Origin of the sequence: Treponema sp. B152, from assembly GCF_024181665.1 — a bacterium.
Lineage (GTDB): Bacteria > Spirochaetota > Spirochaetia > Treponematales > Treponemataceae > Treponema_B > Treponema_B denticola.
In genome coordinates this window covers 1,072,091-1,084,940 of sequence record NZ_CP058668.1, presented here as the reverse complement: position 1 = coordinate 1,084,940, position 12,850 = coordinate 1,072,091, and the positions used below count along the sequence as shown (strand labels likewise).

Below are 12,850 nucleotides of genomic sequence, written 5' to 3'. Positions count from 1 at the left end.
TTACTGCCGGTAAAATTCCTCCTCATATTTAATATAGAAAATGTGGGGAGGTCTTTTATAAAGGCTTATTTTTGCTGTTATTTTTTTCGAGAATATCGGTATAAGCTTTTAAAATTTTATCAAAAGCTACCATTTCATCAACGGTAAAAGTTTCAAGAAGTTTTTTTCTTGTCTTGATATTATCTCTATTGTCATAAGCTTTATGACTTAAAACCGTTTTTTTTGCCTTTTCCGTAGTATGTAAAAAAAAGACTTTACCGTCAGCTTCGTTTACCTCTTTATAAACCAAGCCCCATTTTATAAGCCTATGCACAATTTGAGAAATTGCGCTTGATGTTCTATTCCATTTTTTTGCTAGGGCTGAAACCGTTATATTTTCATTATCATAAATATCGGTCAAAATATGCATTTCAATCATTGTATATTTCTTACCCGTACCATAATCCCTTCTTACAGTATAATAATAAGAAAATGATAACACAAAATCATACATTCTATCAACAATATTGCTTATATTTTTATACCGTTTTTCGATCAAATCTATAGGCTCATTGTCTTCTACCCATGCATTAATTATTTCATTTTTATAAATATCATTCAACATTTAAAACTCCCGAACAATCTGGTTAAAATTTAGTAATACACCTTTACATGATAGACATTTTAAAAAAAATTGTCAATTATTTAGACATTTTTATCTCAAACTATTGACAAAAATATAAAAAAAGCATATACTCCTCCTCGAGAGCGAGACATTTTAGATGACTTGCTCATAAAATTGCAATACTTGACATTTTTTGGGTTTATGTATATTATACACACGCTCACTGTTAAGCGAGAGTGGTGGAATTGGCAGACACGCTAGACTTAGGATCTAGTGCTTCGGCGTGAGGGTTCAAGTCCCTCCTCTCGCACAATTCCACAAAACAAAAAGTGGAGTAGAATTGCGGGAATAGCTCAGTGGTAGAGCGCCACCTTGCCAAGGTGGATGTCGCGAGTTCAATCCTCGTTTCCCGCTTCTAAAGCGATTCGGTGAACGGATCGCTTTTTTTTATACCCTTTTATATAAAGGGCTGTCTTAAAATCAACTCTAAGGAAGGAAAAATGGACTACGAAAAGAACATAACTCTTAAAGAAAAATCACATGCGGAACTTTCAGTAAAAATAAAAAAGGCTGATGTTCAAGAAAGCTATAAAAAATTGCTCAACAAATATTCAAAAGAGCTTCAAATACCGGGATTTAGAAAAGGAAAGGTTCCCGTATCCGTACTTGAAACAAAATACGGCGATGCTATCAAGGGAGACCTTGCAGGAGACCTAATCGAAGATTCTTTAAAAGAAATCTTTGAATCTCTTGATGAATATGAAAGACCTCTCCCCTACTCTTATCCCGAACTAAACGAAAAGCCCGAATTAAAAGTTGATGAAGACTTTTCTTTTACGGTCCATTATGATGTCTTCCCCAAGGTAGAAATAAAAAAAACCGAAGGCTTTAGTATTGAAGTGCCGGAAGCAAGCGTTTCTGAAAAAGACATAAAAAAAGAACTTGAAAGACTTCAAGAGAGGAATGCCCTTGTTACAGCCTGCAAAGAAGGAACTTCAGCCGCAAAAGATCACATTGCAACAATCGATTATTGCGAACTTGACGATAAAGGAAAAACTATTTCAGGCACTGAAAGACAAGATTTTGTATTTACAATAGGTTCAGGCCTAAATATCTATAAGATTGATGATGATATAATCGGCATGAAAAAAGGCGAATCTAAGGAAATTACCAAGACCTTCCCCGAAGACGACTCAAACAAGGACCTTGCCGGAAAAACAAAGAAAATAAAGGTAACTCTTACAGCTCTTAAATACAAAGATTTACCTGCCCTTGATGATGACTTTGCTCAAGACATAAACGAAAAGTATAAGAGCTTGGATGAACTAAAGGCCGATATCAAGAAAAAGTTTGAAATAAGCGTAGAAGAAAAAATCAAATCTTTACAAAAAAATGCTTTAACCGAACAAATGGTTAAGGAGCATACAATAGATCTTCCCGAATCCATGGTAAGAGCAGAACTTGAATCCAGATGGATGATGATGGCTAATCAATTTAGAACCACGCCTGAAGAACTTGAAAAAATGTTCGGTAAAGGCCCGCAATCAAAAGCTACTCTTTTAGAAGGCTGGAGAGAAGATTCCGAGAAGACATTAAAAGAAAGAGTTTTAATTGAAACCCTTCTTAAAGAAAGAAATATTGAAGTAAGCGATGACGAGATTGAAGCCGAATATGTTCGTTTATCCGAAAGAATGGATATCGCTCTTGATGAGCTGAAAAAATATTATTCCAACCCTCGAGAAAAAGAATATTTAAGCGAAGGCTTAAAAGAAGAAAAACTTTTTAAAGCTCTTTATGAAAAATCGACAATCAAAAAAGGCAAAAAGCTTACCTTTGAAGAACTTTTAAAAGATTAAATTTTGCTGTTTTAAGGAAAAAAAATGAGTACACTTGTACCTTATGTAATTGAACAAACCGGAAACGGAGAACGCAGCTATGATATTTTCTCGCGTCTTTTAAAGGATAGGATTATCTTTGTAGACGGAGAAATAAACGATATGTCTGCCGATTTGGTTGTAGCCCAGCTTTTATTTTTAGAGGCTCAAAATCCCGACAAGGATATCAGCCTCTATATAAACAGTCCCGGAGGCTCTGTAACGGCAGGCCTTGCGATTTACGATACTATGCAGCATATTCGTCCCGATGTACAAACAATTTGCTTGGGTCAATGTGCAAGTATGGGAGCAGTCCTTTTGGCCGGAGGAGCAAAAAATAAGCGTTATGCCCTCCCCTCATCCCGTGTTATGATTCACCAACCATGGGGCGGAGTTCAAGGACAGGCCGTAGATATCAATATTCAAGCCAAAGAAATTGTAAGATTAAAAAAACTTACCATCAAATACTTTGCAGAAAATACCGGCAAGACGGAAAAACAGGTTGCAGCCGATATGGAAAGGGATTTCTTTATGTCGGCCGAAGAAGCCTTGGCCTACGGTATTATAGATACCGTTATGAATAGGAGAAAAGATGGCTAGAAATAGAATGGGCGGGGCTTTAATATGCTCTTTTTGTAATAAACCTGAAAGTGCTGAACGCTTTGTAGTTCCGGGGCCCGGAGGTATTGCCATCTGCGATAGATGTGTAGATCTTTGCGGAAGCTATATAAAATCATATAAGACTGTCAAACCTGTTGACCGTTCAGGCCCCATTCCAACCCCTCAAGAACTAAAAGAGTATCTTGACGAATATGTAATAGGTCAAGAACAGGCAAAGAGAGTTCTATCTGTAGCCGTTTATAACCATTATAAGCGGATAATGAATCCTCCTTTAGAGAATGACGTAGTCATAGAAAAGTCAAATGTCCTTTTGCTGGGTCCTACAGGGTCAGGTAAAACTCTTTTAGCAAAAACCCTTGCACAAAAAATGCAGGTTCCCTTTGCCATCGCCGATGCAACAACCTTGACCGAAGCAGGCTACGTAGGCGAAGACGTAGAAAATATCCTTCTTAAGCTTATCCAAAATGCAAACGGAGATATAAAAGAAGCCGAAATGGGTATCATCTTTATCGATGAAATAGATAAGATTTCCAGAAAGAGCGAAAATGTTTCCATTACCCGAGATGTATCGGGCGAAGGTGTTCAACAAGCTCTTCTAAAAATAATAGAAGGAACCTCAGCTTCTGTACCTCCTCAGGGCGGAAGAAAGCACCCGAATCAGGACATGCTTAAAATAGATACAACAAATATCCTATTTATCTGCGGAGGGGCATTTGTGGGTTTGGATAAGATAGTGGAAGCCCGCATCTCTACAAAGCCTATAGGCTTCGGTGCTGAGGTAAAAAAGCTGAGCGAAAAAAATCTTACCGAGTTGTATGATCAGGTTTCACCCGATGATTTGGTAAAATTCGGGCTTATCCCTGAGCTGATAGGAAGAATCCCGATAAAGGTAGCCTTAAATGAACTTACAAAGGAAGATTTAACACGGATATTGGTTGAACCCAAAAATGCCATAATAAAACAGTTTCAGGCAACCTTTAAACTTGATAATGTCGATCTTCACTTTGACAAAGATGCTATTACAGCCATTGCTCAGCAGGCTATAGACCAAAATACGGGAGCGAGAGGTTTACGTTCCATTGTCGAAAAGCTTATGCTGGATGCAATGTTTGAAGCCCCCTCCATAAAGGGTAGAAAAGAGCTGATAATAAATAAAAAAATGATAGGAAACTCTTCGTCAAAACCTAAGATAAAACTTATCGACGAAAAAACTGCTTAAAACTTATCGAAATATTAATGAGACTGTCCCAAGGAAAACCTTGCGGCAGTCTTTTTTTATACGTTTCCCTTTGCAACTACTACGAGAAAAGAAAAAAGAACAGCCAATATTATCGATAAAAACAATAAAAATATATCCGTAATGAATTTTATAATATTAATCTCTTTATAACGTATCATAAAAAAAATTCTAACGGCAATTGCTGCAAAAGTAAAAATTATAAGTAAGACACAAAGACTCATCAATACATTTAAGATTATAAACAGGCTGGAATCTAAAAAATCTTGGGAACTGCTTAAAATATAAAAAATAATAAAAGCAAAGATAGAAGCACTCAAAAATCTTATTGAGCGGTCTAAAAAGCGAATAGTAAAACGTTTATATCTGGGCTGGGGTTGTATATCTTTACTATCCATAAGGATTAAAATTTAAATATGCGGATAAAATATCCGCATATTTATAAAGTCTTAGTTTTCCGATTCCGAATTCTGAACTTCTTCAGAAACAGGTTCTTCAGTAACGGAATTTTCTTCTGCTAAAATTTGTTCATCAGAAGCTTCTTCATCCCTGCGAGGTCTTCGTCCTTTTTTCTCGGAAGCCTTAACAGGCTTTTCTTCAGCAATCTGAGCCTCAACGGTAAAAGAAATCTCTGCAGAGGTATTTTCATAAAGCTTTACAATGGCCTTATGTACACCTGTGCTCTTAACTGTCTGACCGGGGATTTCGATACGTTTTCTTTCAATATCGAAATTAAGTTTTTGCAGTTCATCAAAAAGAGTTTGAGTTGTAACGGCACCATAGAGTTTTCCGTTAGGTCCTGCAGGCATAAGAATCTTAATTGAAAGAGCCTCAAGTTTTTCTTTAAGCCCTGCAGCATCTTGGCGTTTTGCAGCCTTTTTAGCTTCAATTTCTTCTTTACGTGATTCAAAATGAGCCAGAGTAAACTCATTACAAGGAACAGCTAAGTTTCTGGGGAAAAGGTAGTTTCGGGCATATCCCTTAGCTACGTTCTTAATATCGCCTTCTTCTCCGAGATACTTAACATCTTCATTTAAAATTACTTTCATATACAAGCTCCTAAAAAAATATCCGCCCAATTCCGGGAGTCGGAAAGGGCTTAATAGTTTCATTTAATGTAAGCAAAAACCATAACGCAATGAAGTTTAAGGCCGCTGCTTACACTAAAAATTCTACTCGTTCATAACGAAAGGAAGCAATGCAACAGCTCTTGCACGCTTAATTTCAACGGCAAGTTTTCGCTGGTGTTTTGCACAAGTTCCGGTAATTCTTCTGGGAAGAATCTTACCTCTCTCGGTTATAAAGCGGCGTAAAGCATCCGGTTCTTTATAATCGATCTTTACCTTTTGTGCACAAAAGCGGCAAACCTTTTTGCGGTAAAAAGATCTTCCCTTTCTTTTGTCTTCGCCTTCGCGAATATTTTCCTGCATGTTAGCTTCCATGTCTACATCATTCATTGTTTCGTCCGACATTTAAATCTCCTTAAAATGGAATATTATCCAAATCTGAATTTCCCATATCCGGCTGGTAATCATCATAAGAAGGCTCCTGTCTTCTTTGATAAGCAGAAGGTGCCTGATTTCCATCATTATACGAATTATTTCCACCGCCCTGATATGACCCTTGGCGCTGAGGTGCGGCCTGTGATTGTCCGCCCTGACCTGCCGAGCCTCCGACAAGCTGAATATTGTTAGCAACAATCTCAACCTTGCTGCGGGTTTGTCCGTCTTGCTCCCAACGGTTTTGCCTAAGCTCTCCGTCAATAGCAACCTGTTTACCTTTTACAAGGTACTGGTTTAAGGCTTCACCCTGCCGGCCCCAAAGAACCACGTCAAAAAAACTTGCTTCTTCGCTCCAGTCATCGCCTGTTTTCCGTCTTCTGTTGACCGCTATAGCAAAATTACAAACCGCAATACCGGAAGACGTATATTTAAGCTCAGCATCTCTAGTTAAGCGGCCTACCAATACTACATGATTTATATCTGCCATAAAGTCTCCTTTTAGTCCTCTAAACGAACAAAAAGATAGGTCAACATCTGAGTGATCAGCTTAAAACGCTTGTCCAATTCAATCATTTTTGCAGGATCTGCTTCAATGTTGAAAAGCACATAACGTCCCTTTGTCTTCTTTTTGATTTCATAAGCTAAATCCCGATCGCCGAAAGGCTCTTCAGACTTGATCTGAACACCGAAATCCGCCAGAATTGAATGTAGAGCATCTATTCCCGGTTTATAGAGATCCTCTTCAACCGGAAAAACCGTCATAAGTTCATAGTTTCTCATGTTCCCTCCTATGGACACATTTCTGAGGCCCGCATTTTCTGCGAGCCGGAGTTTTCATAGAATATCAAAAAATACTATCTTAGTCAATACCCGGCAAAGCCTAGCATTTCATCATGCCGCATACTGTAGACTTTAGCACTTCATCATGCCGCATACTGTATGCTTTAGCATTTCATCATCCCAAAGACCATTACGAAAAGAGCAACGGTTTCGCAAAGACCTACGATAGTAATGTACTGTACAAAGCCCTTTCCTGTTTCAGCCATAGCATCGGAACCTGAAGCAGAAGCCTTACCCTGAGCAATAGCTGAAGCTGCGATAGAAACACCGCAAACAAGGCCTAAGCCCAATAAGAACCAATCGCTCTGGGAGGATGTAAGCATCCTGTTCATAAGCAAGAAACCGTAAAGAGTCTGCGTAAGAGGGGCGCCTGCAAAGGCGACCAAACTGAAGGGAGCAGGCTTGTTATTTAAATAACAGCGCTTCCATGCACCGATTGTTGACTGACCTGCAATCGCAAGACCGATTGCAGAACCGATAGCTGAAATACCCAACGCAGCAGCAGCACCAAAAAAACCAAAAGTCATATCCTTCCTCCAAATTTATTCGTTAAAGGGTTCATATTTAAAGCCCGACCAAGTCAAGCCTACATGATTAGAGAATTCCAAGGTATTCAAACGAACACCGTGGACTATAACGGAAAGCACGTTCATAATATAGTTAAGACCGTGTCCGAACAATAAAAGTAAGACACCTGCAAAGATTATAAAGCCTCCTAAGGCAGGGCCTGCCATCTCGTTTACGGTTGCACTTATAGCGCCTCCGGCAAGGCCTACAGCCCAAAGTCTTATGTAGCTCATAATATCTGCAAATACGTTTACTACGCCCAAAAGCATATTGATAATGTTTTTTAAGCTTTCAACAATAGCCTGCCCTATTCCTTTAGAATAGTTTACAAAGATAAAGTTTAAAGCAAAACCCGCACCGATCGCAAGAAGTACGGCATTATTTATTGCATACTTTTGGGAATCTACAACAAGGTTTAAAACTACAAAGTACATTCCGCCGAGCATCGAAAGAGAACCTACATCGGCAAGGAATTTAGGGGACTTAATGTTCCTAAATAAGCTTACCACATGGGCTATCATCAGCTGGGTTAAGCCTAAAGTAAAGCAAAGCAAAATCTGGTTTTGATTGCGTACATCCTCAGGGGTAAAGTTTGCAATAGCAGGAACAGCCAAGTTTTTAAGAAAAGGCGGTACAATTTCGGCAGACATACCAAACCAGTTACAGACCAGGGTACCCCAGATAATTGTCATCAAACCTAAATAGCCGAACATATAAAAAGCCGTAGGCACTTTTTGTTTTTTTGCCTTTGTTTTTAATATCAAAATAATTGAAATTACGAACAAAACGGCACCGTAACCGGCATCTCCAAAAATCATTGCAAAGAAAATTCCGAAAAAGAGCAGGAACCAAAGAGAGATATCCGGCTCAGTATAACCGGGAACCGTACCCAAAAAGTCGATTAAGGGAGAAATCAGGTTTACAATCTTATTACGCTTTATCTTTGTAGGTACAGGATCCTCTTCTTCGGGATCTTGAGAAATATAGGCCCAAGACTTTTCCTTTGCGAGGGAAGAAAGTTTTGCTTCATCTTCGCATGGAATATAACCTGTAAGCCAAACTAATTGAACTCTCTCTTCATCATTTTGATTTCCGAAATCTATTGTCTGCATACCATCATGCACAATCTCAAATTGGAGTTTCCTAGTAACAATTTCATCCAAGGCACGGAGAGAGTTTAAGTAGGCAGACATCTTTGTCATTTCCTGTTTGTAAGAAGAAATCTTAGCCATTAAACTCTTAAGTTTTCCTTTTAAGGCCTTTACGGAAGTTTCAGGAAGTCTTAAGGGGATAATATCCTGAGGTAAATCAATCGGAAGAGCATTTGTTTTGCTCCAGATTAAAAACCTTACCCCCGTTTTTCCCTTCCCCACTAAAATAGTCTTAATATCTTCGGAAAGGGAAGAATAAGTTTTTAATGAGGTAGTTGCAGGAAAAAGATAGATACCTTTTTCTTCCAAGAAATTAAAATCGGCAGTATTTATTTCTCCCCACTCGGCATAAGAGGCTATTTCGCCTGAAAGCCTTGCAGATTCTTCCATATTGCTCTTATAAGAAGCTGTTAAGGACAAGACGGAATCTACAAAGGTGAGGGTATCTTCTTCGCTTAAAAGAGAGGGAGGTGTTACTCCTTTTTTTTCTTTTTTGGGAAGATATTCCGTTAAAAGGCTCATAGCAAGAGTTATATCGTTTTTTTCGGATCTTAGCTCGTTTATTAAAGTACCGTTTGCAGGACGGTCTTCAATATGTAAAAGCCCTAATTTTCTTAAATCTTTTAAGGCATGACGCTGTTCTTTTTTTAAGACTAAAAGAGTTACTTTTTTCATTGGTACAATCATAGAGCTTCATCCTTATGATGAACCTTTTCAAGGTTCTTTTTTGAAATCTTACCGCGAACAACAGCTGCAACCTGCTGATCTCCCAAATAAACCGTAATTTTTTTTATGTTTGCCCTAGTTTCGGGTATCTTAACCTTTTCAAAGAGGTTTACGCGCTGAGTAGTCGTTCTAAGCTCGGAATTCAATAGGCGGACTTGTTCGTCAAGCACCTTTGCCTCAAGGTCTAAGCTCAAAACTTCCTGCAATTTTTCGGCAGCCGTATCAACCCAAAGAGGAGTCTTATAAAGATCATATTTAGAGCGTTCAAATTCCGCACCGGAAAAAACAGGGATACTCACTCCGGCAATATTTCCGGTTGAAGTTAAAAGCTCTTTTATCTTAACCATCGATGGTTGAAAAACATTTTGCTCACCGAATACCGCTACCCAGTCTTCGAATTCGCGATTAAGAGCATCTCTGTGAAGCCTTACTTCTTTAGCCCTGGCTTCGATGGTGCGGATTTCGGTTTGAAGCTGCTGTTTTTTGAGTTGAAGAGTCGGCAAGTATCTTCTATACATTTTTAAAGATTCTTTTTGATTCTTCAGCTCATTTTTTGTCAGTTTTATCGCCATAGCCTACCCTTTAGTTTGCCGGCCAGTACTTATTTACCAACTCGGATTTAATACCTGTTTCTTCACGGGTAAAACATTCGGCAAGAATTTTCCAGCCTAGATTTAGGGCATCTTCAAGCGGAATGTTTACGGACAAGTCCATCATTCCCGATTCGAATTTTGCACCGTATTTTAGGAGCTTTTCGTCCCATTCGCTCATCATAAAGCCCATGGACTTCTTTTCCAATGTATCTTTATATGAGGCGTAGAGCTTAATCATATTGTCCATCAAGGCTCGGTGGTCATCCCTTGTTTTACCGTTTACGTTTTGCTTTAATCGTGAAAGACTTCCGAAGGGCTCGATTCGTCCGTTTTTAAGATAGAACTGACCCTCGGTAATATAACCGGTGTTATCGGGAACCGGATGCGTTACGTCATCGCCCGGCATTGTTGTAACGGCCAAGACCGTAACAGAACCTGCATCGGCAAAGTCTACAGCCTTTTCATAGCGGGCTGCAAGCTGACTGTAAAGGTCTCCGGGATAACCTCGGTTTGAAGGAACCTGTTCCTGAATAATGGCTATTTCTTTCATTGCATCTGCAAAGTTTGTCATATCGGTTAAAAGAACCAATACGTTCTTGCCCGCAATGGCAAATTTTTCTGCAACTGCAAGACACATATCCGGAATCATAAGGCACTCAACCGTAGGGTCAGCTGCCGTATGAACGAACATGGCAGTGCGGCTCAAAGCACCGGCTTCTTCAAGGGTGTCCTTAAAATAAAGATAATCGTCATATTTTAAGCCCATTCCGCCCAAGATAATTACATCAACCTCGGCCTGCATGGCTATTCGGGCTAAAAGCTCGTTATAAGGCTCACCGGAACTTGAAAATATGGGCAGCTTTTGAGAAACGACGAGAGTGTTAAATACGTCGATCATCGGAATACCGGTTCTAATCATTCTGTTTGCAAGAATACGCTTTGAGGGGTTTACCGAAGGTCCGCCTATGGGAATCATGTTATCCTTTAAAGCAGGGCCTGAATCCCGCGGATCGCCTGAACCGTTAAAAATACGGCCGAGCAAGTCTTCGGAATAGCTTACCTGCATTTCCTTGCCTAAAAAGCGTACCTCATCTCCGGTTGAAACACCTCGGCCTCCTGCAAAAACCTGCAATGAAACCAAGTCTCCTTCAAGCTTATTGACTTCTGCAAGGGAGGCTCCGAAACGGGTTTGAACTTCAGCCAATTCTCCGTATGATACGCCGTCGGCCTTAACCGTAATAACCGAACCGTTAATCGATTCTATTTTACTATATACCTTTTTCATCTTACACCGCCTGCTTCAATAATTTTTTAGCTCTTTCGTCTAAGCTATCCGCTTTTTCGGCGATGTGCTTTTTAATTCCGTCTTCATGGGATTTAAATGCATCCGAGCCCCAAGGCGAGTAGTTATAGTCGATGAACATAAGTTTAAGTTTGCTGAAATAAGAGCGGGCTTCATCTTTTGAAACAAATTTAAATGAAGTACCTAAAATTTCAATCAAAATATTATATATGTGCTGTTGGCGCTCAACCGAAACTGCATCGTCTACCTTATCAAAGGAGTTTTGCTGTAAGTAAACGGCATCGAGTAAGTCGCCTTTTAAGTAAATGATAAAGTCTTCTATACTTGTTCCTTCTTCACCTACAACCTTCATCATCTGTTCAACCTCGGTTCCTCGGCGTAAAAAGCTTCTTCCGTATTTGACTTGTTCTAAAGGAAGAACGCTGGGATATTTTGACCAAGAATCGAGGGGGTGAATTGCCGGATACTTTCGGGCATCGGATCTTTCTCGTGAAAGACCATGGAAGGCTCCTACTACCTTTAGCGTGGCTTGAGTTACGGGCTCTTCAAAGTTACCGCCAGCAGGAGATACTGTTCCTCCGATTGTAACGGAACCCTTTGAACCGTCGCTTAGACGGACAATACCTGCCCTTTCGTAGAAGGCGGCGATGTAGGATTCGAGATAGGCAGGGAAGGCTTCTTCGCCGGGTATTTCTTCCAAGCGGCCCGACATTTCTCGAAGAGCCTGAGCCCATCGGCTGGTAGAGTCTGCAAGAAGAAGAACATCCAAGCCCATTTGGCGATAGTATTCCGCGAGGGTTACGCCTGTATAAACCGAGGCCTCACGGGCAGCAACCGGCATTGAAGACGTATTACAGATAATTATCGTTCTCTCCATGAGGGTTCGGCCCGTTTTGGGGTCTTTAAGCTCAGGGAATTCGGTAAGAGTTTCTACAACTTCACCGGCTCGCTCACCGCAGGCTGCAATAATAACGATGTCGACATCGGCATTTCGGCTGGTCGCATGCTGCAAAACGGTTTTTCCTGCACCGAAGGGACCGGGAATACAATAGGTTCCGCCCTTAGCAACAGGGAAAAATGTATCCATTGTTCTCATCTTTGTAACCAAGGTTTCCGTCGGCTTTAAGCGTTCTGCATAACAGTCGATTGCACGTTTTACAGGCCACTTAAAACTCATGGTAAGAGGCATTACGTTTCCTCTTTCGTCCGTAACCTCGGCTATTGTATCGTCTACTGTATAATCGCCTTCAGATTTTATAGATTTTAATTTATAAGTTCCATACATGTTAAAAGGAATCATGATACGGTGGGTAAAACTGCCTTCAGGTACGGTTCCCAGCAAGTCTGCTCGCTTTAATGTGTCTCCTTCTTTAGCAGAGGGAGTAAAGTGCCATTTTGCCGTGCGGGAAAGAGCATTTAAATAGATACCTCTTTCCAAAAAATAACCGGCTTGTTCAGCGAGCTCAGGTAAGGGATTTTGCAGCCCGTCATAAACTTGGCCTAAAAGACCGGGGCCTAACTCTACCGAAAGAAGATCTCCGGTAAACTCTACGATATCACCGACCTTTATTCCCTTTGTAATTTCAAATACTTGAAGCTGAGCTACTTCCCCCCTGATACGGATTACCTCGCTTTTTAGTTTTTTTGAACCAACCTCAACATAGCCTACCTCGTTAAGGGTAACCAAGCCTTCAAAAGAAACGCTTATCATGTTACCGTTAATACCGACTACTTTTCCTTTTGTTTTAGTCATATCATAACTCCAAATACGTATAATAAAGCATAAATCCTAAGTTTAAAAGTTACTTTGTAAAAATTTACAAAGTAACTTT

At 39.9% G+C, this 12,850-nt stretch carries 14 protein-coding genes and 2 tRNA genes; 5 read left to right on the top strand and 11 right to left on the bottom strand.

Annotated elements, in window-relative coordinates; translation table 11 throughout:
* Positions 1 to 55: 55 nt before the first annotated feature.
* Positions 56 to 604: a MarR family transcriptional regulator gene (locus tag HYB91_RS05015; protein WP_002670991.1), complete on the bottom strand. Its 549-nt coding sequence runs from the start codon at positions 602 to 604 to the stop codon at positions 56 to 58.
* 230 nt (positions 605 to 834) lie between these two features.
* On the opposite strand from HYB91_RS05015, the gene HYB91_RS05010 reads away from it, so the two are divergent.
* The 5 genes from HYB91_RS05010 (at position 835) to clpX (ending at position 4,318) form a co-directional block, all read left to right on the top strand.
* Positions 835 to 914: transfer RNA gene (locus tag HYB91_RS05010), tRNA-Leu, on the top strand.
* A 32-nt stretch (positions 915 to 946) separates the two neighbouring features.
* A tRNA-Gly gene (locus HYB91_RS05005) sits at positions 947 to 1,018 on the top strand.
* 86 nt (positions 1,019 to 1,104) lie between these two features.
* Complete coding sequence (tig, locus tag HYB91_RS05000) at positions 1,105 to 2,460, top strand: trigger factor (protein ID WP_002678438.1); 1,356 nt, start codon at positions 1,105 to 1,107, stop codon at positions 2,458 to 2,460.
* A 24-nt stretch (positions 2,461 to 2,484) separates the two neighbouring features.
* The gene (gene clpP, locus HYB91_RS04995) at positions 2,485 to 3,078 is read left to right on the top strand and encodes an ATP-dependent Clp endopeptidase proteolytic subunit ClpP (protein ID WP_002669341.1); all 594 of its coding nucleotides are present in this window, start codon (positions 2,485 to 2,487) and stop codon (positions 3,076 to 3,078) included.
* The gene (gene clpX, locus HYB91_RS04990) at positions 3,071 to 4,318 is read left to right on the top strand and encodes an ATP-dependent Clp protease ATP-binding subunit ClpX (protein ID WP_002678439.1); all 1,248 of its coding nucleotides are present in this window, start codon (positions 3,071 to 3,073) and stop codon (positions 4,316 to 4,318) included. Before clpP ends, clpX begins: the two co-directional genes overlap by 8 nt.
* A gap of 56 nt (positions 4,319 to 4,374) precedes the next feature.
* Here the strand turns inward: clpX and HYB91_RS04985 are convergent, their stop codons facing one another.
* The 10 genes from HYB91_RS04985 to HYB91_RS04940 form a co-directional block, all read right to left on the bottom strand.
* Positions 4,375 to 4,734 carry a hypothetical protein gene (locus HYB91_RS04985; RefSeq protein WP_002670987.1) on the bottom strand — a complete coding sequence of 120 codons (360 nt, stop codon included), beginning with the start codon at positions 4,732 to 4,734 and terminating at the stop codon, positions 4,375 to 4,377.
* 51 nt (positions 4,735 to 4,785) lie between these two features.
* On the bottom strand, positions 4,786 to 5,385 hold the full coding sequence (gene rplI / locus HYB91_RS04980) for a 50S ribosomal protein L9 (protein ID WP_002678440.1): 600 nt from the start codon (positions 5,383 to 5,385) through the stop codon (positions 4,786 to 4,788).
* A 123-nt stretch (positions 5,386 to 5,508) separates the two neighbouring features.
* Positions 5,509 to 5,778: a 30S ribosomal protein S18 gene (gene rpsR, locus HYB91_RS04975; RefSeq protein ID WP_010957016.1), complete on the bottom strand. Its 270-nt coding sequence runs from the start codon at positions 5,776 to 5,778 to the stop codon at positions 5,509 to 5,511.
* 40 nt (positions 5,779 to 5,818) lie between these two features.
* Positions 5,819 to 6,325 carry a single-stranded DNA-binding protein gene (ssb, locus tag HYB91_RS04970; protein ID WP_002669349.1) on the bottom strand — a complete coding sequence of 169 codons (507 nt, stop codon included), beginning with the start codon at positions 6,323 to 6,325 and terminating at the stop codon, positions 5,819 to 5,821.
* 11 nt (positions 6,326 to 6,336) lie between these two features.
* Complete coding sequence (gene rpsF, locus HYB91_RS04965; protein ID WP_002669351.1) at positions 6,337 to 6,618, bottom strand: 30S ribosomal protein S6; 282 nt, start codon at positions 6,616 to 6,618, stop codon at positions 6,337 to 6,339.
* 164 nt (positions 6,619 to 6,782) lie between these two features.
* Complete coding sequence (locus HYB91_RS04960) at positions 6,783 to 7,205, bottom strand: ATP synthase subunit K (protein ID WP_002669353.1); 423 nt, start codon at positions 7,203 to 7,205, stop codon at positions 6,783 to 6,785.
* A 15-nt stretch (positions 7,206 to 7,220) separates the two neighbouring features.
* Positions 7,221 to 9,083, bottom strand: a complete 1,863-nt coding sequence (locus HYB91_RS04955) for a V-type ATP synthase subunit I (protein ID WP_002678441.1) — start codon at positions 9,081 to 9,083, stop codon at positions 7,221 to 7,223.
* Complete coding sequence (locus HYB91_RS04950; RefSeq protein WP_002678442.1) at positions 9,080 to 9,694, bottom strand: V-type ATP synthase subunit D; 615 nt, start codon at positions 9,692 to 9,694, stop codon at positions 9,080 to 9,082. The genes HYB91_RS04955 and HYB91_RS04950 overlap by 4 nt, the downstream gene beginning before the upstream one ends.
* A gap of 10 nt (positions 9,695 to 9,704) precedes the next feature.
* On the bottom strand, positions 9,705 to 11,000 hold the full coding sequence (locus HYB91_RS04945; protein WP_002669361.1) for a V-type ATP synthase subunit B: 1,296 nt from the start codon (positions 10,998 to 11,000) through the stop codon (positions 9,705 to 9,707).
* Between the two features lies 1 nt (position 11,001).
* The gene (locus HYB91_RS04940) at positions 11,002 to 12,771 is read right to left on the bottom strand and encodes a V-type ATP synthase subunit A (RefSeq protein WP_002678444.1); all 1,770 of its coding nucleotides are present in this window, start codon (positions 12,769 to 12,771) and stop codon (positions 11,002 to 11,004) included.
* Positions 12,772 to 12,850 lie beyond the last annotated feature (79 nt).